The sequence below is a fragment of the Massilia orientalis genome, assembly GCF_030411975.2.
Lineage (GTDB): Bacteria > Pseudomonadota > Gammaproteobacteria > Burkholderiales > Burkholderiaceae_D > Telluria > Telluria orientalis.
Genome location: NZ_JASNRB020000001.1, coordinates 132,593 through 156,123, shown reverse-complemented (window position 1 = coordinate 156,123; position 23,531 = coordinate 132,593). Strand labels below are relative to the sequence as shown.

16 protein-coding genes are annotated in these 23,531 nt (G+C 66.9%); 4 read left to right on the top strand and 12 right to left on the bottom strand.

All coding sequences use genetic code 11. The features are described 5' to 3' along the window. Positions 1–153 precede the first annotated feature (153 nt). The 3 genes from zwf to QPK29_RS00650 form a co-directional block, all read right to left on the bottom strand. On the bottom strand, positions 154–1,623 hold the full coding sequence (gene zwf, locus QPK29_RS00660; RefSeq protein WP_371769284.1) for a glucose-6-phosphate dehydrogenase: 1,470 nt from the start codon (positions 1,621–1,623) through the stop codon (positions 154–156). A gap of 50 nt (positions 1,624–1,673) precedes the next feature. Then, a complete protein-coding gene (locus tag QPK29_RS00655) occupies positions 1,674–1,928 on the bottom strand; it encodes a hypothetical protein (protein WP_156403904.1) in 255 nt (84 codons plus the stop codon). Between the two features lie 424 nt (positions 1,929–2,352). Continuing rightward, on the bottom strand, positions 2,353–3,396 hold the full coding sequence (locus QPK29_RS00650; RefSeq protein WP_056125430.1) for a LacI family DNA-binding transcriptional regulator: 1,044 nt from the start codon (positions 3,394–3,396) through the stop codon (positions 2,353–2,355). 303 nt (positions 3,397–3,699) lie between these two features. On the opposite strand from QPK29_RS00650, the gene QPK29_RS00645 reads away from it, so the two are divergent. Together QPK29_RS00645 and QPK29_RS00640 are read left to right on the top strand one after the other, a co-directional pair. After that, positions 3,700–4,014: a hypothetical protein gene (locus QPK29_RS00645; protein ID WP_371769283.1), complete on the top strand. Its 315-nt coding sequence runs from the start codon at positions 3,700–3,702 to the stop codon at positions 4,012–4,014. A 327-nt stretch (positions 4,015–4,341) separates the two neighbouring features. Next, positions 4,342–7,302 (top strand): TonB-dependent receptor, encoded by a 2,961-nt coding sequence (locus tag QPK29_RS00640; protein WP_371769282.1) that lies wholly within the window; start codon positions 4,342–4,344, stop codon positions 7,300–7,302. A 119-nt stretch (positions 7,303–7,421) separates the two neighbouring features. Here QPK29_RS00640 and QPK29_RS00635 read toward each other — a convergent pair whose 3' ends face one another. From QPK29_RS00635 to kdgD, 8 genes are all read right to left on the bottom strand, one after another. After that, positions 7,422–8,462: a DUF4380 domain-containing protein gene (locus QPK29_RS00635; RefSeq protein WP_371769281.1), complete on the bottom strand. Its 1,041-nt coding sequence runs from the start codon at positions 8,460–8,462 to the stop codon at positions 7,422–7,424. A gap of 53 nt (positions 8,463–8,515) precedes the next feature. Beyond that, complete coding sequence (locus QPK29_RS00630) at positions 8,516–9,223, bottom strand: ABC transporter substrate-binding protein (protein WP_371769280.1); 708 nt, start codon at positions 9,221–9,223, stop codon at positions 8,516–8,518. A gap of 4 nt (positions 9,224–9,227) precedes the next feature. Continuing rightward, positions 9,228–11,426, bottom strand: coding sequence for an NADP-dependent malic enzyme (locus tag QPK29_RS00625; protein ID WP_056125437.1), 2,199 nt, complete (start codon positions 11,424–11,426; stop codon positions 9,228–9,230). A gap of 272 nt (positions 11,427–11,698) precedes the next feature. Continuing rightward, on the bottom strand, positions 11,699–12,316 hold the full coding sequence (locus QPK29_RS00620; protein ID WP_371769279.1) for a flavin reductase family protein: 618 nt from the start codon (positions 12,314–12,316) through the stop codon (positions 11,699–11,701). Positions 12,317–12,386: 70 nt separating this feature from the next. Next, positions 12,387–13,274 carry an SMP-30/gluconolactonase/LRE family protein gene (locus QPK29_RS00615; protein ID WP_371769278.1) on the bottom strand — a complete coding sequence of 296 codons (888 nt, stop codon included), beginning with the start codon at positions 13,272–13,274 and terminating at the stop codon, positions 12,387–12,389. Further along, entirely contained in the window at positions 13,267–14,676 is a 1,410-nt protein-coding gene (locus tag QPK29_RS00610) for an MFS transporter (protein WP_371769277.1), read from the bottom strand. The genes QPK29_RS00615 and QPK29_RS00610 overlap by 8 nt, the downstream gene beginning before the upstream one ends. Before the next feature lie 117 nt (positions 14,677–14,793). Next, the gene (locus tag QPK29_RS00605) at positions 14,794–16,374 is read right to left on the bottom strand and encodes an aldehyde dehydrogenase (NADP(+)) (protein WP_056125442.1); all 1,581 of its coding nucleotides are present in this window, start codon (positions 16,372–16,374) and stop codon (positions 14,794–14,796) included. A 159-nt stretch (positions 16,375–16,533) separates the two neighbouring features. Beyond that, a complete protein-coding gene (kdgD, locus tag QPK29_RS00600; RefSeq protein WP_371769276.1) occupies positions 16,534–17,445 on the bottom strand; it encodes a 5-dehydro-4-deoxyglucarate dehydratase in 912 nt (303 codons plus the stop codon). A 326-nt stretch (positions 17,446–17,771) separates the two neighbouring features. Here kdgD and QPK29_RS00595 point away from each other — a divergent pair, with 326 nt between their 5' ends. After that, positions 17,772–20,714, top strand: coding sequence for a TonB-dependent receptor plug domain-containing protein (locus tag QPK29_RS00595; protein ID WP_371769275.1), 2,943 nt, complete (start codon positions 17,772–17,774; stop codon positions 20,712–20,714). A gap of 203 nt (positions 20,715–20,917) precedes the next feature. Continuing rightward, positions 20,918–22,663 carry a methyl-accepting chemotaxis protein gene (locus tag QPK29_RS00590; RefSeq protein ID WP_371769274.1) on the top strand — a complete coding sequence of 582 codons (1,746 nt, stop codon included), beginning with the start codon at positions 20,918–20,920 and terminating at the stop codon, positions 22,661–22,663. Here QPK29_RS00590 and QPK29_RS00585 read toward each other — a convergent pair whose 3' ends face one another. Then, positions 22,664–23,413, bottom strand: coding sequence for a FadR/GntR family transcriptional regulator (locus tag QPK29_RS00585; protein WP_056125448.1), 750 nt, complete (start codon positions 23,411–23,413; stop codon positions 22,664–22,666). It lies immediately after the preceding gene. Between the last annotated feature and the right edge of the window lie 118 nt (positions 23,414–23,531).

Below are 23,531 nucleotides of genomic sequence, written 5' to 3'. Positions count from 1 at the left end.
TCTACGCCTCCAATCCGCAGGCTCCAATCGCGCACGACGGGAAAGTCACACGCGTTTGCGGAGCGTTAAACTGGAAACGTGCACGATGCCAGCGGGCTATTGTGCACGATTAAAACAGGGGGCGGCGCACGGACGCCGCCGCCCGGGTACGGCTTACTCGACCCAGCTGTGGCCGTCGCGCGCGAGCAGCGCGAACGACTCCGCCGGACCCCACGAGCCGGCCGCGTACGGATGCGGCTTCTCGTCCAGCGTCTGCCAGCCTTCGATGATCGGGTCGGCCCATTGCCACGCCGCTTCCAGTTCGTCGCGGCGCATGAAGTGGGTGAGGCGGCCGCGCACGACGTCGATCAGCAGGCGCTCGTACGCTTCGGCGCGGCGCTGCTGGAAGGCCGATTGCAGGTCGAGGTTCAGCGCGACCTGCTGCATCTCCATGCCGCTGCCGGGCTGCTTGGCCATGAGCTGCAGCTTGATCGCTTCTTCCGGCTGCAGTTCGATGACGAGGCGGTTGGCGACGGCGCCGGCAGTCTGCGGGAACAGAGGGAACGGCGGGTTGGCGAATTCGACGACGATCTTCGACGAGCGGCGCGCCATGCGCTTGCCGGTGCGCAGGTAGAACGGCACTTTGGACCAGCGCCACGTGTCGATGAAGGCGCGCAGGGCGACGAAGGTTTCCGTCTTGCTGTCCTGCGGGACATTCTTTTCTTCGTGGTAGCCGGGCACTTCCTGGTTGCCGGAGACGCCGCGGATGTACTGGCCGCGGATGGTGTCGCGCGCGATGTCGGCCAGCGACAGGCGGCGCAGCGAGCGCAGCACCTTTAGTTTTTCGTCGCGCACGGCATCCGGCGACAGCGAGGTCGGCGGTTCCATCGCGACGATGCACAGCAGTTGCAGCAGGTGGTTCTGCACCATGTCGCGCATCGCGCCGGCGCCGTCGTAGAAGCCGGCGCGGCTGCCCACGCCCACTTCCTCGGCCACGGTGATCTGCACGCTGGAAATGTTCGGCGCGCGCCACAGCGGTTCCAGGATCGAGTTACCGAAGCGCAGCACCATCAGGTTCTGCACGGTTTCCTTGCCCAGGTAGTGGTCGATGCGGTAGATCTGCGACTCGGCGAAATGGCGGCCGACGTCTTCGTTGATCGCGATCGCGGACGCGAGGTCCGTGCCCAGCGGCTTTTCCAGCACGACACGGGCATTGGCGTCGACGAGGTTGCTCGCGGCGAGCTTGTCGCAGATGGTCGTGAACAGCGACGGCGCCGTCGACAGGTAGAACACGCGCTGTGCGGCGGCGCGCGAGGCTTGCGCGAGGGCCGAGAAGTCCGGTGCGGCCTGCACGTCCAGGCGGACGTACTCGAGCAGTTTGAGGAAGCCGTCCCACGTCTTTTCGTTGAAGTTGCTGGCCGCGATGAACGAGCGCGAGTTCGCCTCGATGTGGGCGAGGTAGGCTTCGCGGTTGAAGTCCTGGCGGCCGGTGGACAGGATGCGCGTCGTCGGCGGCAGATTGCCGTGCAGGAAGGCCATGTACAGGGCCGGCAGCAGCTTGCGCATGGCAAGGTCGCCCATGCCGCCGAAGATGATCATGTCGAGGGGGAGGCCGTTGTCTGCTTCTGTCGAGTGGGTCTGCATGTTGTTCTGGATCTTGGAAGTTGAGGTGGTTGCCGGCGGCGCGTGCGGCGTCATCCCGGTGGGGACGCGGCCGGGCCGGGCAGGGCGGTACGGTTGCGCAGCGCAGCTCCCGCGGTCGGGGCGGCCTGCGTGCGGCGGGTGGGCGCCGGGCGCGCCGGCTTGTGGCCGGGCGGCGGCGCCGTCGGGGATGGCGTCGACGAGGGCGCGCCAAAGGCCGTCCGCGCGCGTCTGGCGCTGCGGTCGCGGTCCGCGTGGCGGCGTTGTGGTGTCCCGGTGGTGGCCATGTCAGCTCGTAGTCGATGCACGATCGGTATCCGGAACCCGGCAGTGGCGCGGATTGCGGCCATGCAGGTGTTCCTGGAACAGAGGATTGTACACCGGGCCGGCGCCCGTGCCGGGAATGGGTCCCGGAGGGCCGGCGGGGGCCTCATCGCCTATATCAAAAACCGATAGCAAATGGCGAATAAATGATGGGCGGGGCATGCCGCGGCGCGTTACGATGAGAGCTCGTGCGGTGGCGTGGTGGCCATCAGCACGGCCTCGACTTACTTACTCTCGATATCACTTCAGGGCGCCCGCGTGGCGCCCTTTTTTTTAGTCAATTTCCCAAAACCGGGGTCAGAGCCCGGTTTCGGGAAAGGTCTCACGGGAAGCGCCTACCGCGATGCGCATTTGCAGAAATGCTGCCGGGACATTGCCAAAAAACGGGCTCTGACCCCGGTGTCTGCCTCAGGCGCTCTCGCGCTCGACGATGGTGAAGCCGATGTCGCGCACGACCTCGGGAATGGGTGTGCCCGCGATGCGGTCGATGATGAATTGCGCTGCGATCTGGCCCATCTTGCGGCCGTCCAGGTGGACCGTCGTGAGGGCAGGATAGGTCTCGGCCGCGAACGGTTGGTCGCCGAGGCCGACGACGGCCAGCTTGCCGGGGATGTCGATGCCGAGCTTGTGCGCTTCCGTGAGCACGCCCAGCGCGACCATGTCCGAGCTGCAGAACACGGCGTCGATGTCGGGATGGTCCGCCAGCAGCGCGCGCAGGCCCGCGCGGCCCCCTGCCGCCGTGCCCGGCGCGGAGATCGTGTGGAAGGGGACCGAGCCGTCCGGCCCCTGCATGTCGAGCCGCACGGCCGCCTGCACGTACGCGCGGTTGCGGCGCTGCGCGCGTTCGTCCGACGCACTGATCACGGCGACGCGGCGCCGTCCGCGCTGGTACAGGAATTCGGCCACCGCCTGGCCGATGTCCTCGTGCGAAAAACCGACCAGCATGTCGGCCGGCGTGGGCGTCAGGTCCCATGTCTCGACGAGCGGAATGGCGCTCGCCTGCAGCCGGCGCCGGCCCTGCGCCGAGCGCATGATGCCGGCCAGGACGATGCCGTCCGGGCGGCGCCCGATGATCGCTTCCAGCAGCTCGTCCTCGCGCGAATTCTCGTAGCCCGACTGGCCCAGGATCAGCTGGTAGCCGGCCGCGGCGAGGTTCTCCGTCAGCGCCTGGACCGTGTCGATGAACACGGAGCCCGCGATGGTCGGCAGGATCGCGGCGACCATCCGGCTCTTCGTCGACGCCAGGCTGCCCGCCAGCAGGTTCGGCACATAGCCCGTCCGCTCGATCGCGGCGCGCACTTTCTGCACGAGGTCGGGCGACACCTTCTCCGGCGAGTTCAGCACGCGCGACACCGTGATCGGCGCCACGCCGGCCACGCGCGCCACGTCGACGAGCGTGAGGCCGCCTTTCGTGCGCCGGGTCCGCTTGGGCGGTTCGACCGGCGCGTTCATGCGGCCTCCGGGCAGCCCGACAGGGCGCCGCCGCGAATACGATTCTGGAACTTCTGAAAATCGATCATGTCTTTAATTGCGATCTTCTCGTTGAATTGGATCGCATATCGAAATAAATAGCAGCGACTCTAAATGCTCGGCTGGATGGCGACAAGATACCACTGCATTCCGTTACCGATGCGAAATGGGGACGGATAAATGTTTTCATCAACGATTCAAAAATTTAATTGATTGCGCTACCAGATTGTATCGCTGATGGGGTTTGTTGCAATAAAGCGATATATAGGAAAAACAGGGCATGTCATGCGCAAGTTTGACTTCCATGATAGCGCTACCGTTGTTACCCTCGAATCATACGGCCGAGTTCATGTGCTGAACCTCTTGAATCTTGTTCTCATCTGCGTGCATCAACATCGCATTGGCCGGGGGCGGGTGCGGCCTGATGGCGGCATCACGGGGCCGCGCCGGCTTATGTCTGGTGTGCCCCTCGATTGCGCCCTTGATGGAATGCGATTTAATCGTGCGCGGCCTGCATGGCTGTTGCGAATTCAGGACGAATTGCTGAGCTATAAACTTTCAGCATACTTTTCTGTAAATAAAGAATACCTGCGATGTTAGCGTGCAACAGTGATGTTATGGGGTTTGACAAAAATCACAGTAAATATCTACACTCATGAAAACGATTACAAGACCATAACGACTACATCGCCAACGCAATCAATAAAGCGTGGAGACAAGAATGCCGACCTCATCCAGCCGTCCTCATTCCTTCCGATCCGGGCGCCATTCCCGATCCGTTCCGACCGTCGTTCCGGCAGCGCCGCGTTACCGCGCAGCGTAATTCCCATACCGTTTTCGCGGCCGCCGCAGGGCGGCCGCTTCATCCGCCGTCGTAACCAGCTCCGCCGTGAAGCGGAGCATCAAACAGAGAGCACAGGAGACACCATGATTCGATTCAAGAGAACCGCGATCGCCGTGGCAGCCGGCCAGATCGCACTGCTCGCCAGCGGCGTCGCGCTGGCGCAGACCGAAGCGCCACAAAACGCTTCCGGTTCCAACGTCGTCGTCGTGACGGGCCAGCGCGCCGCGCTGCAGTCCGCACAGAAGCTCAAGCAGAATTCGGACGAGATCGTCGATTCGATCGTCGCCGACGACATCGGCAAGCTGCCGGACCGTTCGGTCACCGAGGTGCTGCAGCGCGTGGTCGGCGTGACCATCGACCGCACCATGTCCAAGGGCGACCCGGAACACTATTCGGTCGAAGGCTCGGGCGTGAACGTGCGCGGCCTGTCGTACGTGCGCTCGGAATTGAACGGCCGCGACTCGTTCTCCGCGAACGGCGGCCGCTCGCTCAACTTCGAAGACGTGCCGCCCGAGCTGATGGCCGGCGTCGACGTCTACAAGAACCCGTCGGCCGAACAGATCGAAGGCGCGGTCGGCGGTCTCGTCAACCTGCGCACGGCGATGCCGTTCGACTTCAAGGGCCGCAAGCTGGCCGTGTCGCTGGAAGACACGTATTCGGAACTGAAGCGCGGCAAGCGCCAGCCGTCCGCCTCGTTCATGTTCTCGGACCGCTGGAAGACCGGCTTCGGCGAAATCGGCGCCCTGGTCGACTTCGCGTATTCGGAAAGCGGCACGCGTACCGACGCCTTCCAGGTCGAGCCGTACTATCCGCGCTCCGACGTGGTCTCCGGCAAGACCGTGTGGATCCCGAAGGGCTCGCAATGGCGCACGCTGGAATTCGACCGCAAGCGCAGGGGTACCTACGGCGCGCTGCAGTGGAAGAAGGACAGCACGCTGAGCTCCTCGCTGACGTTCTTCAAGTCGCGCTACAAGATGCACTGGGACGAGCAGGCGATCTTCGCCCAGTCGAGCCCCTACAACATCCAGGTCAGCAAGGATGCGACGTTCAATTCGAAGGGCGCGCTGCTGACCGGCACGCTGACCGATCCGGCCGACGGCGGCATCAACTTCGGCGGCGACACGCGTTCGGCCGACCGCACGTCGGAAACGACGGACGTGTCGTGGAACCTGCGCTGGCGTCCGAACGACCGCTGGACCATCAGCACGGACCTGCAGCGCATCCGCGCCACGACCAGCAGCTTCGACTCGACCGTTGCGACCGGCGTGCAGATGCCGAGCGAGACGATCGACCTGCGCGGCGACGTGCCGTCCCTGTCGTTCACGGACGCCGACCGCGCCTACCTCGCGAACCCCAACAATTACTATTGGGCGTTCACGATGGAACACCAGGACCGCAGCAAGGCCGGCGAATGGGCGTGGCGCACCGACGCGAAGTACGACTTCGACCACCCGGTGCTGCGCGACATCCGTTTCGGCGTGCGCCTGACGGACCGCGACTCGCGCAACGAGAACTCCAACCCGAGCTACAACTGGGCGGCCATCACCCAGACGTGGCAGGTCGGCCCGACCAGCACGCTGTCGAGCCTCGCCTACCTGGGCGATCCGCGCTTCAACAACCAGGTGCAGGTCCACTCGTTCAACAATTTCTTCAACAACAACACGTCGGTGCCGGCACTGGTCTTCCCGGCCGTCGCGCTCACCACCGGCTATCCGGCCTCGTATGCCCAGCTGCACACGTATCCGAACATGCTGTGCAACGACGGCAGCGGCAAGTGCACGTCGTGGAACCCGGCCACGTTCGGCACCGATCCGGCCGGCGTCAACGACCAGAAGGAGAAGACCGGCGCGCTGTACTCGCAACTGCGCTTCGGCTTCGACGACCTGAAGTACCCGGTCGACGGCAACATCGGCCTGCGTTACGTGAAGACCGACATGACGGCGCACGGCTACACCGTGTTTACCCCGAGCACGTCGACGGGTGCCGGCATCCCGCAGTTTGCCGCGTTCTCCAAGAAGCAGGACTTCAGCAACAGCTATAACAACGTGCTGCCCAGCCTGAACCTGCGCATGAAGGCCAGCGACGCGCTGCAGTTCCGCATGGGCCTGTCGACCGGCATCTCGCGTCCGGACTTCAGCGACCTGCAGGGCTACACGACGCTGTCGCAGAACGTGGACAATTCCAGCGGCCTGGTCACGTACACGGGTAACGGCACCGGCAACCCGAACCTGCGTCCGGTCCGTTCGCACCAGGTCGACCTGACGGCCGAATGGTATTTCGCGAAGACCGGCTCGTTGACGTTCGGCGTGTTCAACAAGCAGCTGAAGGACGTCATCATCAAGCAGTCGTACGGCTACGACCTGGCGGACAGCACCGGCAAATCGTACACCTTCACGACGACCGGTCCGGTGAACGGCGCGGACGGCCATGCGCGCGGCGCGGAGATCGCGTTCCAGCAGTACTTCGACTTCCTGCCGGGCTGGCTGTCGGGCTTTGGCGTCCAGGCGAACTACACGTACGTCGACAGCAAGACGTCGCTGCACCAGCCGGTCCACTCCGTGTACTGCACGGGCAGCAACTCGGCGGCGAACTTCAACCTGAACCTGAACGGCTGCGACACGAACGGCACCACGTTCAGCGACCTGCCGCTGATCGGCCTGTCGCGCCAGTCGTACAACCTTGCGCTGATGTACGACCAGGGCAAGATCTCGGCGCGCCTGGCCTGGAACTGGCGCTCGAAGAACCTGCAGAACGTGAACGTCAACGGCACCAACGGCGGCGACGGCACCGACAGCAACCCGGCCAGCCCGACCTTCGGCCAGCACAACGTGGCCTGGGCGCTGCCGACGTGGGCGGACGGTTACGGCCAGCTGGACGGCTCGATCTTCTACAACGTGTCGGACCGCCTGTCGATCGGCCTGGAAGCGCAGAACCTGACCGACTCCAAGGCACGCCAGCTCATGCAGCAGAGCACCGGCTTCATGGGCCGCGCATGGTTCGTGTCGGGTCCGCGCTACACCGCGAAGATGCGTTACAGCTTCTAACCGCGTAGCGTAGGTAACGCAAGATCCGTCGCCCCTGCGAAGGCAGGGGCCCAAGTTCTGCAGGCATCTCGTCAGCGCATGCAAGATTGGGCCCCCGCCTCCGCGGGGGGCGACGTTATTCAGAGTCCGTCGAGGCCCAGTTCCTTCGCATGCGCCCGCAGGAACGCCACCTGCGCCCCACGCGTATCCGGCCCGCCGTAGGGCAGCAGGGTCCACTGCTCGGACGCCTGCATGTGCCGGCCCGGTGCCAGCGTCACGTACGGCGCGTGCACCTCCATCTCCATCAATCCCTTCTCGGGCGCTTCCGGCTGCCAGTCGTTGTACAACTCGATCTGGCCCTGGTCCGGATGGATGGCCGCGCGCGGCTGGTGCGCGAACTGGATCACCAGCACCTGGCCCCGATGAAAACCCGCCATCCAGCCGGCCGACGGCTGCAGCAGCATCTTGCCGTTGCGGTGCGGCTGGCCCTTGCCCGCGGGGTAGGCGTCCAGCGAGAACAGCCCGTCCGCCAGCGTCCACGTCAGCGGCACCATGTCCGGCTTCGGCTCGATGGCCTGCTGGCGCACGTCTTCGCGGCGCGCGACGGGCACGTACACGCGCGTGTCCCCGTGGGCGCGCGTGTTGAACCAGATGTCCCACGCCACCTGCGTCTTGCGCGCGTTGGCCGCGTCGACGTCCATTCGCAGGCTGTGCGGCTTGCCCGCCACGAGGCCGTAGCGTTTTACCAGCTGCAGGCCGTTCACGGGACTGGCGGGGCTCGCGAGCGTGATGGCGTCGGGCCGCTTCTCCTCGATCTTGTAGCGGGCGAGGCTCAGCCACGGATCGGGCGGCCACGGCGCGCCGGCGCGCGCCGGGTTCACGTCCTGGTGCGACCACCATTCCTTTTGCGGACCGACCCAGATCTCGTGGCCGAGCCAGCCGACGTTGTCCGTCGTTCCGCCGATGGCGGCATGCGGATCGCCGGCGGCGAGGTCGCTCTTGATGAAGCTGGGTTGGCCCGCCAGCCCGAACGACAGCAGCCGGCCGCCGATGGCGTCGGTGACGGTCGCGCGTACGCTGCCGTTGTCGAGGGTGTGGACGGGAATATCGGCCGCTTGTGCTGCGGCCGTGAGGGCGCAGGACAGGACCAGCGCTGTTGCGGTTTTCGAAGGTGTGGGCATAAGCTGTCGGGCTGTGTGTGAAATCGGTTTCAGCCCGACAGCTTAGCAAAGAATCACCCCGCCGGGGCGACCGATGCGCCTTCGATGCCGTGGCGCCTCAACGCGTCCGCCACGAAGCCGCCCGCCTTCATCTCTTCGACGAACGCGGCGAGCGCGGCCGCCGCGTGCTCGCCGCGCGATTTCGGCACGCCCATCGCCTGGCGGATGACCATGAAGCGGCCGTCCAGCAGGCGCAGGCCGGGGCGGTCGCGCGCGTCCGCTTCCAGCTGCTGGCGCACGCCCGCCGCGACGTCCGCGTCCAGTTCGAGGAACGTGGGCACCACGGCGGGCGACGAGGGCGCGCGCACGATCTGCGCCTGCCGGAGCTCCCGGGTCAGGAACAGGTCGTACGCACTTCCTTTGCCGACGACGACGCGGTGCGCCGCCCGGTCGACGTCCTCGTTGGCGCGGATCGGCGACTCGGCCTTCACGAGGTAGCTGCCCTCGATCAGCACGTACGGCGCCGTGAACGCGATGGCGGCGCCGCGCGCGGGATCGATGGCGAAGAAGCCGATGTCCGCGCGCTCGGTTGCGACGGCGTCGACCGACTTGCCGGCCGTGTCGACGACCACGAGCTCGAGGTCCACGCCGAGCCGCCGCGCGAACTCGCGGGCGAGGTCGACGGAGACGCCGCCCGCGCCGCCGTCGCCGGCCGCGTGCGCGAGGATCGGGTTGCCCAGATTGATCGCGGCACGCAGCTTGCCGCCCGGCGCGAAGTTCATCCTGTCAGGCCTCGGCCACTGCGAGCGCCGTCATGTTGACGATGCGGCGCACGGTCGCGCTGGGGCTCAGGATGTGCACGGACTTCGCCGCGCCCAGCAGGATCGGCCCCACCGTCACGCCCTTGCCCGACGTGACCTTCAGCACGTTGAACAGGATGTTGGCGGCATCCAGCGACGGCATCACGAGCAGGTTGGCGCTGCCGCCGAAATCGTCCTTCGACTGATAGATGCGGCGGATGTCTTCCGACAGCGCGGCGTCGCCATGGACTTCGCCCAGCACCGGCAGTTCCGGCGCCGATTGCGCGAGCAGGGCGCGCGCGTCGCGCATGCGCTGCGCGGACGGGCGCTGCGACGAGCCGAAGATCGAATGCGACACGAGCGCCGCCTTCGGCTCCAGGCCGAAATGGCGCATCTCCTGCGCGGCCAGCTTCGTGATCGCGGCGAGTTCCTGCGCCGACGGGTTGTCGTTGACGTACGTGTCGGTGATGAACAGGGTCATCTTGTCCAGCACGAGTGCGTTCATCGCGGCCAGCACGTCGGCGCCCGGCGCGAGGCCGATCTCGTTCTTCACGTGCGCGAGGTGGGTGTCGTAGCTGCCCGTCATGCCGCAGATGAGCGAGTCGACCTGGCCGGCGTTCAGCAGGCGCGCGCCTTGCAGCGTCGTGTCGCCTTCCGCCTCGACCAGCGTGTAGTCGACGCCCGCCTTCAGGCGGAGGCCGGACTGCTTGATCGCCTTCTCGACGTCGCCCGCGCGGCCGATCAGCACCGGCTTGGCGATGCCTTCGTCGACGAGGGTCTGCACGGCGCGCAGCACGCGCGGCTCGCTGCCGTCCGCGAACGCGACGCGCTTCGGCGCGGCCTTGGCCTTCGCGAACACGGGCTTCATGAAGAAGCCAGTGTGGTAGATCATTTCGCCCAGCTTGTCGCGGTAGGCGTCCATGTCGGCGATCGGACGGGTGGCGACGCCCGACGCTTCCGCGGCCTTGGCGACGGCCGGCGCGATGGCGGCGATCAGGCGCGGGTCGAACGGTTTCGGGATGATGTAGTCGGGACCGAAGTTCAGGTCCTGGCCGGCGTAGGCGGCGGCGACGGCGTCGTTGGCTTCCGCCTCGGCCAGGTCGGCGATCGCGCTCACGCAGGCGAGCTTCATCTCTTCCGTGATGCGGGTGGCGCCGCAATCGAGCGCGCCGCGGAAGATGTACGGGAAGCACAGCACGTTGTTGACCTGGTTCGGGTAGTCCGAACGGCCGGTCGCGATGATGCAGTCCGGACGCGCGGCCTTCGCCACTTCCGGACGGATCTCCGGTTCCGGGTTCGCGAGGGCCAGGATGATCGGGCTGGCGGCCATCGTCTTGACCATGTCGCCGGTCAGCACACCCGCGGTCGAGCAGCCGAGGAACACGTCGGCGCCGTCGACGATGTCCGCCAGCGTGCGCGCGTCGGTCGCCTGCGCGTAGCGGGCCTTGTTCGCTTCCATGTTCGCTTCGCGGCCCTGCCAGATCACGCCCTTCGAGTCGGCGACGTAGACGTTCTGCTGCTTCACGCCCAGGCTCACCATCATGTCGAGGCAGGCGATGGCCGCCGCGCCGGCGCCGGACGCCACGAGTTTCACCGATCCGATGTCCTTGCCGACGACCTTCAGCGCGTTGAGGAGCGCGGCGCTGGAGATGATGGCGGTGCCGTGCTGGTCGTCGTGGAAGACGGGGATGTTCATCCGTTCGCGCAGCTTCTTCTCGATGTAGAAGCACTCGGGCGCCTTGATGTCTTCCAGGTTGATGCCGCCGACGGTCGGCTCCAGCATCGCGATCGCATCGACCAGTTTATCGGGATCGTTCTCGGCCAGTTCCAGGTCGAACACGTCGACGCCGGCGAATTTCTTGAACAGACAGCCTTTGCCTTCCATGACGGGCTTCGAGGCCAGCGGGCCGATGTTGCCGAGGCCGAGGACCGCGGTGCCGTTCGAGATCACGGCGACGAGGTTGCCGCGCGAGGTGTAATCGGCGGCGGTGGCGGGGTCCGCGGCGATTTCCTCGCAGGCGTAGGCGACGCCGGGCGAATAGGCGAGCGACAGGTCGCGCTGGTTCGACAGGGGTTTCGTGGCGACGACCTCGATCTTCCCGCGTACCGGACTGCGGTGGTACTCGAGCGCGTCGGCGCGCAACTGGGTGTCTTTAGCCTCGTTCAGGCTGCTTTCGGTACTCATGATTTCTCCTATGCCGCTTTGCGCGGACGATGTTATGGATGCGTTGCGGCCATCCGGCGCACGGCAGGGACCGTGCGGGGAGGCAGGCCGGGACATCCGCCGCGCCCGATCCGGCGGCGGGTGGTGGTGCGCCGCCGTTGCCCGCACGGCGTGGTGGCCGGGGCAGTGCGCGCGCTCCTGGCGCGGGCGCGGACGGGGCGCCGTGTCCACGGCGATACGCGATCATACGTGATCGCGGGCGATGTTGCCTACTTCGCCAGATATTCCGTATATCACTGTGGCCTGAACATCCGGAACAGTTGCTCGGGACCGACCTCGAAATAGTCGGCCGGCCCGCCGCCGCGCAGGATGTGGCCGGCGTGCGCGGTGTCGTACACACCATCCTTCAGCAGCGCGCGGTCGATGTGCACGCCGACGACTTCGCCCAGCACGAGCCAGCTCGGCGCCGGCTGCCCGTCGGCGTCCTGCAGCCGGACGACTTGGGTGAGCTTGCATTCGAACGAGACCGGGGTTTCCGCCACGCGCGGCACGTCCACGAGGCGCGACGGGGCGGGCGTGAGGCCGGCCAGCGCGAATTCGTCGACCTCGGGCGGCACCATCGCGCAGCTGGCATTCATGCGGTCGGCGAGGGCGCGCGTGGCCAGGTTCCAGCAGAACTGGCCCGTTTCCTCGACATTGCGGACGGTGTCCTTGTAGCCGATGCTGGCGAAGCCCACGATCGGCGGCGTGTAGTTGAATGCGTTGAAGAAGCTGTACGGGGCGAGGTTCGGGATGCCGGCGCGGCTTTTCGTGGAGATCCAGCCGATGGGGCGGGGGCCGACGATGGCATTGAAAGGATCGTGCGGCAGGCCGTGGCCGGCGCGTGGTTCGTAGAAATGAATGTCGTTCATACAAGCACGATACCGCATCGGCGTCATCCGTGCAGGCGCGGGGCGTTCGCGACGCCCCGTGCCCACGCGTTCAACCAGCAAATGCGATTTCCGGCACGCCGGCAACTCCCGGCCGCACGAGCAGCACTGCGCCCGCCAATGCGTCGTCTTCATGCCCCGGCTGCACGATCGACGTGATCAGCAGGGTATCCAGGTCCGGCCCGCCAAAGCAGGGCATCGACGGCTTCGCGACCGGCAGCTTCAGTTCCCGATCCAGCTTCCCGACCGGCGTGAATCGCAGCAGGCTCGCCCCATCATTGCCCGCGACCCAGTAACAGCCGTCGCTGTCCATCGCCGCCCCATCCGGCCGGCCCGCGTACGCGGCCATGTCCACGAGCAGCCGGCGGTTGTGCGGCACGCCCGCGTCGACGTCGTAGTCGAACGTCCACACGCGCCGGCGCGTCGGGTGCGAATCGGACAGGTACATCGTGCGCCCGTCCGGCGACCACGCGAGGCCGTTCTGGGTGACGAGGCCGGAGACGAGCGGCGCCGACAGGCCCGCGCCGTCGTAGCGGTACAGACGCCCGAGCGGCAGCGCGGCCGCCATGTCCATCCACATCGTGCCGCTCCAGAAGCGGCCCTGGCGGTCCGTGCGGCCGTCGTTGAAGCGCATGCCGGGCGCCAGTTCGGGCGGCGCGGCCAGGCGCTCCGCCCCTACCGTGCCGTCGTCCTGCAGGTCGACGGCGAAGATGCCCGTCTCCATGCCGGCGATCAGGCCGCCCGCGGCGCGCGGCGCGATGCAGGCGACCATCTCGGCCGCGGTCCAGTGGCGCGTCGCGCCGGATGCATGGTCCAGGCGCCAGATGCGGCGGGCGGGGATGTCGACCCAGTACCACGCCTGCTCCTCGGCGTGCCAGACGGGGCTTTCGCCCACGGCGCAGCTGACGCCGCGCACGCTTTCCACGATCGCGTCAGGCATGCGCCAGCTCCTCGGGCAGGCGGACCATGTCCTGGGTCGGCACGAGCACCTTCATGATGCCCCACGCGGCGAGGTAGGCCAGCGCGCAGAACGTGAACATGATCATGTAGCCCGTCTGGATCTGGCCTTGCGCGCCGTAGTAGTCGAACAGCATGCCGCCGATCTTCGTCACGAGCACGCCGCCGATGCCGCCCGCCAGGCCGCCGATACCGACCACGGAGGCGACGCAATGGCGCGGGAACAGGTCCGACGTGATCGTCAGCACGTTGGCGGACCACGCCTGGTGGGCGGATGCGCCGACGCCGATCAGGATCACGGGCACCCAGTAGCCCAGGTGGCCCAGCGGCTGCGCCAGCAGCACGACGAGCGGGAAGAACGCGATCAGGAGCATGGCCTTCATGCGGCTGTCGTACGGCGCGCTGCCCCGGCGCATGAAGCGCGACGGCAGCGCGCCGCCGCCGATGCTGCCGACCATCGTCATGCTGTACAGGACGGCCAGCGGCAGCACGAGGTCCGACGTCGCCATGCCGTATTTGTCGGTCAGGTATTTCGGGAGCCAGAACAGGAAGAACCACCAGACGCCGTCCGTCATGAATTTGCCGACGATGAAGGCCCACGTCTGGCGCAGGCCGAGCAGGGTGCGCCAGCTGGGGGCGGGGCCGGTCGCCGCCACCGGGGCCGACCCCGCGTCATCGCTGCGGATGTACTCGAGTTCCGCGCGCGACAGGCGGCGCTGGCGTGCGGGTTCGTCGAACAGGACCGCCCAGAACACGACCCACAGGAAGCCGACGGCGCCGATCCAGACGAATGCGGCCTGCCAGCCCCAGATGGCCGCGATCACCGGCACCGTCAGCGGCGCCAGGATCGCGCCGATGTTGGCGCCGGAATTGAAGATGCCGGTCGCGAACGAACGCTCGGACTTGGGAAAGTATTCCGCCGTGGCGCGGATCGCGGCCGGGAAGTTCCCCGCTTCGCCGATCGCGAGGATGGTGCGGGCGATGATGAAGCCGAGGACGGAGGCCGGCACGGCAAGCCCGAGCAGCGATTTCAGGCCGTTGCCCAGCTCGATCGAATACGCATGGGCGATGGCGCCGGCCGACCAGATGACGATAGCGAGGACGTACGCGGTCTTGGTGCCGAGGCGGTCCACGACCCGGCCCGCGAACAGCAGGGCGATCGCGTAGATGAACTGGAAGGCGGCGGCGATGTTGGCGTAGTCCGTGTTGGACCAGCCGAATTCCTTCGACAGCGACGGCGCGAGAAGGCTCAGCACCTGGCGGTCGAGGTAGTTGACGGTGGTGGCGAAGAACAGCAGCGCGCAGATGGTCCACCGGTAGTTGCCGCCGGCGGGCCGGGCGGCGGGGCTGGCGACTGCGGCGTCGCCGGTGCGGTTGCGGGTCATGGTCAGGCCTTGTCTATGGTTTTTGCTGACGATCGCTGGCCGGCGTCTCCTCCGGCCATTGCGGGCGGCCGGCACATCGTACCAGCCGCCCATGGGGCACTGCGGTCTACTTCATGATCATTTCGCGAGCTGCAACGTGCCGTCGACCATGCGCGCGAGACCCAGGGGATTGTCGTCGCGCAGGGATTCCGGCAGCAGTTCCGGCGGCACGTCCTGGTAGCACACCGGGCGCAGGAAGCGCTCGATGGCGGTGGCGCCGACGGACGTCGAGCGGCTGTCCGACGTGGCCGGGAACGGGCCGCCGTGCACCATCGCGTGCGACACTTCGACGCCGGTCGGGAAACCGTTGAACAGCACGCGGCCGGCCTTGCGCTCCAGCGTCGGCAGCAGGCTGCCGGCCAGCTCGCGGTCGGCGGCCGTCGCATGGACGGTGGCCGTCAGCTGGCCTTCCAGGTGGCGCGCCACGGCCAGCATCTCCGCTTCGTCGCGGCAGGCGATGACCAGCGACGCCGGGCCGAAGATCTCTTCGTCCAGCGCCGGGCTGGCGATGTACGTGGCGGCGTCGCAGGCGTACAGCGCGGCCTGCGCGGCGCAGCCGGTGCCTTCGGCGCTGCCCTGGCCGACCAGCTGCACGCCCTCGATGCCGGAGCGGCGGCCGACGGCGTCGACATAGGCCTGGTGGATGCCGGCCGTCAGCATCGTGCCGGCGCCCTTGGCCGCCAGCGCTGCGGCGGCCGACGCGCTGAAGGCGTCCAGGTCAGCGCCGGCGAGGGCGATGACGAGGCCCGGGTTCGTGCAGAACTGGCCCACGCCCATGGTGAGCGAGTCGACGAACGCGCCGGCCAGTTTCGCGCCGCCCGCGGCGAGGGCGCCCGGCAGCATGAAGACCGGATTGATGCTGCTCATTTCGGCGTAGACGGGGATCGGTTCCTTGCGGGCGTTCGCCGTGCGCACGAGGGCGAGGCCGCCCTGGCGCGAACCGGTGAAGCCGACGGCCTTGATGGCCGGATGCGCCGCCAGCGCCTGGCCGGCCACGCGGCCTTCGCCGATCAGCATCGAGAACACGCCGTCCGGCATGCCGCAGTCTTCGGCCGCCTGGCGCACCGCCTTACCGACCAGTTCCGACGTGCCGAGGTGGGCGCTGTGCGCCTTCACGACGACCGGGCAGCCGGCCGCCAGCGCGGATGCGGTGTCGCCGCCGGCGACGGAGAACGCGAGCGGGAAGTTGGATGCGCCGAACACGGCGACGGGGCCCAGCGGAATCTTGCGCATGCGCAGGTCCGAACGGGGCGGCGTGCGCTGGGGCAGGGCGGAATCGAGCGTCGCGTCGAGGAAGTTCCCGTCGCGCACGACCTTGGCGAACAGGCGCAGCTGGTTGCACGTGCGTCCGCGCTCGCCTTCCAGGCGCGCCGTCGGCAGGCCCGATTCGGCGGAGGCGCGTTCGATCAGCGCGGGGCCGATGTCCATGATGCGGTCGGCGATGGCTTCGAGGAAGCGCGCGCGCAGTTCCAGCGGCAGGTTGCGGTAGGTGTCGAAGGCCTGTTCGGCGAGATTGCAGGCGGCGGCGACGTCGTCTTCCGTCGCGAGGCCGAATTCCGGTTCCATCTGGGCGCGCGTGGCCGGGTTGAAGGCGCGCGTGGTGCCGGCGCTGCCGCGCACGACGCGGCGGCCGATGATCATTTCACCTTGAATCGTCATGTTTTCTCCTTGCTGGTTTCGGGAACGTAGACAAACCTGCTGCGCGTTGCACTGTCGTTGCGGACGGCGAGTCCTGCGATGCTCGCTGTACTCTCGTACAGCTGCGCTTCTCGAACAACATTGCCGCCGCTCGCGACGGTTTTTCGAGGTTCCCTGTTGTTATTGGGCGCCCTGGGCGACGATCAGCTTGTGCAGCATGTCGGATTCTTCCGCCGTCAGGTCGGTCAGCGGTGCGCGTACCGGGCCGCCGTCGTGGCCGACGAGGCGGGCACCAGCCTTGACGATCGACACGGCGTAGCCGGCCTTGCGGTTGCGGATCGCCAGGTAGGGCAGGAAGAATTCGTCCAGCAGGCGGTTCGTCGTCGCATGGTCGTCCTTGGCGATCGCGTGGTAGAAATCCATCGCGAGCTTCGGCATGAAGTTGAAGACGGCCGACGAGTACACCGGCACGCCCAGCGCCTTGTAGGCCGCGGCGTAGACTTCCGCGGTCGGCAGGCCGCCCAGGTAGCTGAAGCGGTCGCCCATGCGGCGCCAGATCGAGACCATCAGTTCGATGTCGCCGATGCCGTCCTTGAAGCCGATCAGGTTCGGGCAGCGGTCGGCCAGCTTTTCCAGCGAGTCCGGCGTGAGGCGGCATTGCGCGCGGTTGTACACCACGACGCCGATCTTGACCGAGTTGCAGACGGCTTCCACGTGCGCGACGAGGCCGTCCTGGCTCGCTTCCGTCAGGTAGTGCGGCAGCAGCAGCACGCCTTTCGCGCCGAGGCGCTCGGCTTCCTGCGCGAACGCGATCGCGGCGCGGGTCGGGCCGCCGGCGCCGGCGAGGATGGGCACCTTGCCGGCGCACGTGTCGACGGCAGTCTTGATCACCTGCGAGTACTCGTCATGCGTCAGCGAAAAGAATTCGCCGGTGCCGCCGGCCGCGAACAGCGCGGTGGCGCCGTACGGGGCGAGCCATTCCAGGCGTTCGATGTAGGTGCTGGGGCGGAAGTTGCCTTCTGCATCGAAGTCGGTGATGGGGAAGGACAGCAGGCCGGACGACATGACTTGCTTGAGTTCTTGCGGATTCATTGGGTCTCCAGGGAAGGACGCGCGGGCGCGATGATGTGTCAACAATTGTCAGTCATCGTACAAGTGAGACAGAAAAAGGGCAAGCACAAAATTGTCGGGGCTGCATATAGAGTGATATCGATTTTGGCATCGAGCGATTAAAAAAAGTTATTGGACGCATATTTACGATGCGGTCCAAAATGCATTTTACGCAATGATAGCGGTAACAGATAGCGTTACCACCGCGTAGAGCAGAGGCAGCGGACCGGGATGAGGTGAAGAGAGCACCCTGCCGGGCATCGCGGTTCGCAACCGGACCACACCGATAAAACAAAAACGGAGACACCATGCCAAAGCAGTTCCGCAAGACCCTGATCCACCTCGCCGTCGCCAGTGCCTGCGGCGTACTCGCGCTCCCGGGCCATGCCCAGGAGACCGCCGCCGCCCCCGCCGATCCCGCATCGGCACCCGCACCCGCGCCGGCGGCGGCCGCCCCCCAGGAGGGCGTCAACACCGTCGTCGTCTCCGGCTCGCGCATCGCCGCGCGCGGCTTCAGCCAGCCGACGCCGACGACGACGCTGACGGCCGACGACCTGGCGAAATCCGCCAAGCCGAACCTGTTCAACACGCTGGCCGAATTGCCGGCGCTGCAGGGCAGCACGGGCCGCACCACGTTCACGTACAGCACGTCGAGCGGCGTGCAGGGCCTGTCGTCGCTGTCGCTGCGCGGCCTCGGCACGATCCGCACCCTGACCCTGCTGGATGGCCAGCGCGTCGTCGGCGCGAACGTCACCGGCGTCACGGACGTCAGCCAGTTCCCGCAACTGCTGGTAAAACGCGTGGACGTCGTGACGGGCGGCGCGTCGGCCTCGTACGGTTCCGATGCCGTGGGCGGCGTGGTGAACTTCATCACCGACAAAAAATTCAGCGGCTTCAAGTTCAATGCCGAAGGCGGCATGACGAAGTACCACGACGACAAGAACGGCACCCTGCAGGCCGCGTGGGGCAAGGGCTTCATGAACGACCGCCTGCACGTGACGGCGAGCGGTGAGTTCACGAAGGAGAACGGCATCGATTCGCCGGGCTTCGGCGAAGTCGGCGCGAACGGCCGCAGCTGGTACAAGAACCCGGCGCTGCAGGAATCGACGAAGGCGATGCAGGCCGCCGGCGCGCCGCGCTATAAAAGCATCCAGCACGCGCAGCACATCCAGTATGCGAAGTACGGCCTGATCACGGACGGCCCGCTGAAAGGCACGGCATTCGGTCCGGGCGGCACGCCGTACCCGTTCCAGTACGGGTCGAACTGCGTCGGCAACTTCTGCGTGGGCGGCGACCTGGCGGGCAGCGTGGGCGCGGGCACGAACCTGGCGATGAATTTCAAGCGCCAGGTCGCGTACACGCGCGTCTCCTGGGATCTCGACGCGGATAACGAGATCTACGTGACGGGCAACTGGGCGCAAGTGAAATCCGTGTTCTCGCCGAATCCGGGCGCGGCCAAGCAGGCCAACCTCGGCATCAAGTGCGACAACGCGTACCTGCCGGCGTCGATCGCGGCAGGCTGCGCATCCGGCTATGCGAACGGCGTGATGCAGGTCGGTACGGCGAACGCGGAATTCCCCGCCAATATCTCCGTGCTCCCGACGCGCACGCAGCGCCGCTTCGTGGTCGGCGCGGACGGCCGCTTCACGCTGTTCGGCAAGGACTGGTCGTACGACGCGTACGCGGAACATGGCGAGAACACAACCGTCATCCACGTGCAGGACATCACCCTGAACCGCCGCTACAACTACGCGATCGACGCCGTGCGCGACGCCAGCGGCAACATCGTCTGCCGCGATGCCAACGCGCGCGCCAACGGCTGCCAGCCGATCAACATCTTCGGCGACGTGCCGATCAACATGGCCGGCTGGTCGTACATCGCGCCGCAGAACGGGCCGATGCAGCATACGGATTCGAGCCAGAACGTCGTCAGCGCCAACGTGCACGGCGACGTGGCCGAGGGCTGGGCCGGGCCGATCTCGATGGCCACCGGTTTCGAATGGCGCCGCGAGGACTATTCGGTGGTCGGCGACCCGTACGGCGCCGGCGTGGACCTGCAGTCGCGCTACGGCCCGAGCTATCCGCTCGACACCACGCTGTCGACCGGCGGCGACAACTGGTTCGCGGGGAACTACCACAACGGCCGCGGGGCGTTCAACGTGAAGGAAGCCTACCTCGAGCTCAACATCCCGTTCCTGAAGTCGGCCACGTGGGGCGAGGCGAACCTGAACCTCGCCGACCGCGAAGAGAAATACAGCACCGCCGGCCATGCGAGCGCGTGGAAGATCGGCGCGACGTGGAAGACGCCCGTCGACGGCCTGCGCCTGCGCGCCGTGAGTTCGAAGGACGTGCGCGCGCCGAACCTGTCCGAGCTGTATGCCGCGATGACGGTGACGAACCAGGCCGTCAACAACAACCAGGGTTCGTCCATCCAGATCCAGCAGCGCAACGTGGGCAACCCGGACCTGAAGCCGGAAGTGGCCCGGAACAACTCGTTCGGCATCGTGCTCTCGCAACCCAGCTGGGCGCGCGGCTTCAACCTGTCGGTCGACTACTACGACATCAAGGTCAAGAACGTGATCAACTCGCTGGGCCCCCAGCAGGAGGTCGACCTGTGCTACGCGGGCTACCAGAACGTGTGCAGCGCCGTGTCGATCAACGGTGCGGCCGGCACCAACTACGTGCTGGCGCAGAGCTTCAACTTCGCGTCGCTGCACACGCGCGGCGTCGACGTCGAGACGGCGTACCGCACGAACCTGCGTGATTACGGCCTGCCGGGCATGTTCACGTTGCGCGGCATGGCGACGCGCACGATCCACTCGCTGTCCGACCCGGGCGTGCCGGGCACGACGCCGAGCGAGGGCGCGGGCAACATGGCGGGCAGCACGCCGAAGTGGAAGGCGCTCGTGACCCAGTCGTGGGACAACGGCAAGCTGGGTCTCAGCCTGACGGAGCGCTGGGTCAGCGCCGGTGTGTTCAGCAATGAGTTCATCGAGTGCCAGACCAACTGCCCGGTGCCGACCGCGGCGCATCCGACGATCTACGACAACCACCTCCCGGGCGCCACGTACGTCGACTTCGGTGCGACGTACACGTTCGCGAAGGACTCGATGTTGTACTTCAAGATCGACAACCTGGCCGACCGCGGGCCGGTGCTCGTGCCGCAGACGAACCTCAGTATCGGTATCAATCCGGCGCTGTATGACGTGATCGGCCGCACCTATCGCGCGGGCGTGCGGATGGCCTTCTGACGGCACGTCGTTCCCGCGAAAGCGGGAATCCATGCTGAAGTGATCAGGATGCTCGGTATGGGTTCCCGCCTGCGCGGGAACGACGCGATTGCTTATTGGGAATTAATGTTGCGCATAAAGAACATATTTCCGAATTTTATGCTTTCCCACTATTTTGTAAGGTGAGTTTTGGATAGATTGTAAATGTCGAGGAGGAGACAACCATGCGGCATCTTACGATCAAACAAACATTCATCACCCTGCTGGCCCTGACCCTGCTCATGGCCGGCCTCATGCTGGCCGCGCTGCAGCGTGTGTCCGTCGCGCAAAGCCGCGCGACGGAGGCGAGCGAGTCGCGCTACCGGTCTTATCTGCTGGCGGACGAATTGCGCCAGAGCTCCGACGACCTCACGCGCCTCGCCCGCACCTACGTGGTCACGGGCGACAGCCGCTACGAACAGCAATACCAGGACATCCTCGCCATCCGCAACGGCACCAGGCCGCGGCCCGCGCATTACGAGCGCATCTACTGGGATCTCGTCGCGGGCGGCGTCGCGGTGCCGCCGGCGAGCGGCCAGGCGGTCCCGCTGCAGGAACTGATGCGCAAGGCCGGCTTCAGCGAACAGGAATTCGCCAAGCTGCAGGAGGCGCAGGACGTGTCCGACGCCCTGGTCAAGACCGAAGTCGCCGCGATGAACGCCGTGAAAGGCCTGTTCGACGACGGCCGCGGCGGTTTTACCCGCAAGGACGAACCGAACGCGGAATTCGCACGGGCGATCATGCACGACGCCGCATACCACCGCAACAAGGCGCGCATCATGGTGCCGCTGAACGACTTCCTGCGCCTGCTGGACGAGCGCACCGGCGCCGCCGTCGCCGACGCGCACCAGGCCACCGGCAGCGCGATGACGGCCGCCATCGCGCTGATGGTGCTGTCGCTCGTGTCGACGACCGCCGCCCTGTACATGGTCTACCGCTACATCATGCGCAACCTGAACAAGGCCGTCGCCGCGGCCGACCGCATCGCCGCCGGCGACCTGTCGGGCGAGGTCGTCGTGGAGTTCGACGACGAGGTGGGCCGGCTGCTGGGGGCCATCGCCACCATCAACGGCAACCTGCACGACATGCTGGCCAGGATCCGCACGAGCACGGAAAACATGGCGACGGCGACGGATGAAATCGCGACCGGCAATGCCGACCTGTCGGCGCGCACGGAAGCGCAGGCCGGATCGCTGGAGGAGAGCGCCAGCGCGATGGAGACGCTGACCGGGACCGTCCAGCGCAACGCGGCGAATGCGCAGAACGCCAACGACCTGGCGGCGCGCGCCTCCACGGTCGCCGTCAAGGGCGGCGACGTGATGGCGCAGGTGGTGTCGACGATGGGTCACATCAAGGATGGCTCGGCACGCATCGCCGACATCATCGGCGTCATCGACAGCATCGCGTTCCAGACCAACATCCTCGCGCTGAACGCGGCCGTGGAAGCGGCACGGGCCGGGGAACAGGGGCGCGGCTTCGCGGTGGTGGCGGCGGAAGTGCGCGCGCTGGCGCAGCGCAGCGCCGGCGCGGCCAAGGAGATCAAGGACCTGATCAACGCGTCCGTGCACAGCGTGGACACGGGCAGCCGCCTCGTCGACGAAGCGGGCAGCACGATGGACGAGATCATGGATGCCATCCGCCAGGTGTCCGGCATCCTCGGCGACATCGCCCGCGCCAGCGCGAAGCAGGGTCAAGGCATCGCGGAAGTGAGCAGCGCCGTGCACCAGATGGACGGCATCACGCAGCAGAATGCGGCGCTCGTCGAAGAGGCCGCGGCGGCGGCGCAAAGCCTGAAGGAGCAGGCGCAGGCACTGCTGGAGGCCGTGAGCATCTTCACGCTGGAACGGGTGCCGGCGGCCGCGTCCGTCCGTCCGGCGCTGGTCGGCGCGCCGCGCCGCAGCGCGCAGGTGGTGGCGCTGCAGTACCGCTGATCAGGTACGCGGCTGGTCCTGCAGCCGCTGCTGCGCTTCCCGCAGCCGTTCGCGGCTGTTCGAGAGGTGGGTGCGCATCGCGGCGCGGGCCGCTTCCGGGTCGCGCCGCAGGATCGCTTTATAGATGTCCTCGTGCTCGCGGTTCACGCGTTCGAGGTAGTCGGCCGGCTTGTCTTCGCCGAGACCCGGGGTGTTGAGGCGGGCGCGCGGAATGATCGCGCTGCCCAGCTGGCCCAGCAGCTCGACGAAATAGCGGTTGTCCGTCGCCTCCGCGATGAGCTGGTGGAAGCGCACGTCGGCCTCGACCGAGGTGCGGCCATTCTCGAGCGCGCGCTGCATCTCGCCCAGCGCCTGGCCCATCTGCGCCACCTGTTCCTCGGTGCGGCGCGACGCGGCCAGCCACGCGGCTTCCGTCTCCATGCTGATGCGCAGTTCCAGGATCGCGAGCACGTCGCGCACCGTCACCACGCTGTCCGTGCCGATGCCGAGCGTGGTCGCGGGCGGTTCCAGCACGAAGGTGCCGATGCCGTGGCGCGTCTGCACGAGGCCCCCCGCCTGCAGCTGCGAGATCGCCTCGCGCACCACCGTGCGGCTCACGCCGTACTCTTCCATGATCGCCGCTTCCGGCGGCAGCTTGTCGCCCGGATTGAACTCGGAGCGGCGGATGCGCGCGCTCAATTCTTCCACGACGCCCTGGGCGAGGTTGCGGTATTTTTTGCGGGCGGGCAGCAGGGCGGTCGGCGAGTTCATGCGGGCGTTGTATACAGTGGGGTCCAGGCTACGATTATAGCCGTGCGGACTCACTTGTCTGACAAGTCTGCGAAAAAATAAACAACCGTCGTCCCCGCGCACGCGGGGACCCAAGTTT

What these genes read in the sequence shown, in the direction of transcription:
- QPK29_RS00640 (WP_371769282.1), top strand. Translation starts at nt 4,342, where the DNA reads ATGATTCGATTCAAGAGAACCGCGATCGCCGTGGCAGCCGGCCAGATC.
- zwf (WP_371769284.1), bottom strand. Translation starts at nt 1,623, where the DNA reads ATGCAGACCCACTCGACAGAAGCAGACAACGGCCTCCCCCTCGACATG.
- QPK29_RS00625 (WP_056125437.1), bottom strand. Translation starts at nt 11,426, where the DNA reads ATGAGTACCGAAAGCAGCCTGAACGAGGCTAAAGACACCCAGTTGCGC.
- QPK29_RS00645 (WP_371769283.1), top strand. Translation starts at nt 3,700, where the DNA reads ATGCGCAAGTTTGACTTCCATGATAGCGCTACCGTTGTTACCCTCGAA.
- QPK29_RS00605 (WP_056125442.1), bottom strand. Translation starts at nt 16,374, where the DNA reads ATGACGATTCAAGGTGAAATGATCATCGGCCGCCGCGTCGTGCGCGGC.
- QPK29_RS00585 (WP_056125448.1), bottom strand. Translation starts at nt 23,413, where the DNA reads ATGAACTCGCCGACCGCCCTGCTGCCCGCCCGCAAAAAATACCGCAAC.
- QPK29_RS00635 (WP_371769281.1), bottom strand. Translation starts at nt 8,462, where the DNA reads ATGCCCACACCTTCGAAAACCGCAACAGCGCTGGTCCTGTCCTGCGCC.
- QPK29_RS00610 (WP_371769277.1), bottom strand. Translation starts at nt 14,676, where the DNA reads ATGACCCGCAACCGCACCGGCGACGCCGCAGTCGCCAGCCCCGCCGCC.
- QPK29_RS00650 (WP_056125430.1), bottom strand. Translation starts at nt 3,396, where the DNA reads ATGAACGCGCCGGTCGAACCGCCCAAGCGGACCCGGCGCACGAAAGGC.
- kdgD (WP_371769276.1), bottom strand. Translation starts at nt 17,445, where the DNA reads ATGAATCCGCAAGAACTCAAGCAAGTCATGTCGTCCGGCCTGCTGTCC.
- QPK29_RS00630 (WP_371769280.1), bottom strand. Translation starts at nt 9,223, where the DNA reads ATGAACTTCGCGCCGGGCGGCAAGCTGCGTGCCGCGATCAATCTGGGC.
- QPK29_RS00615 (WP_371769278.1), bottom strand. Translation starts at nt 13,274, where the DNA reads ATGCCTGACGCGATCGTGGAAAGCGTGCGCGGCGTCAGCTGCGCCGTG.
- QPK29_RS00590 (WP_371769274.1), top strand. Translation starts at nt 20,918, where the DNA reads ATGCGGCATCTTACGATCAAACAAACATTCATCACCCTGCTGGCCCTG.
- QPK29_RS00595 (WP_371769275.1), top strand. Translation starts at nt 17,772, where the DNA reads ATGCCAAAGCAGTTCCGCAAGACCCTGATCCACCTCGCCGTCGCCAGT.
- QPK29_RS00620 (WP_371769279.1), bottom strand. Translation starts at nt 12,316, where the DNA reads ATGAACGACATTCATTTCTACGAACCACGCGCCGGCCACGGCCTGCCG.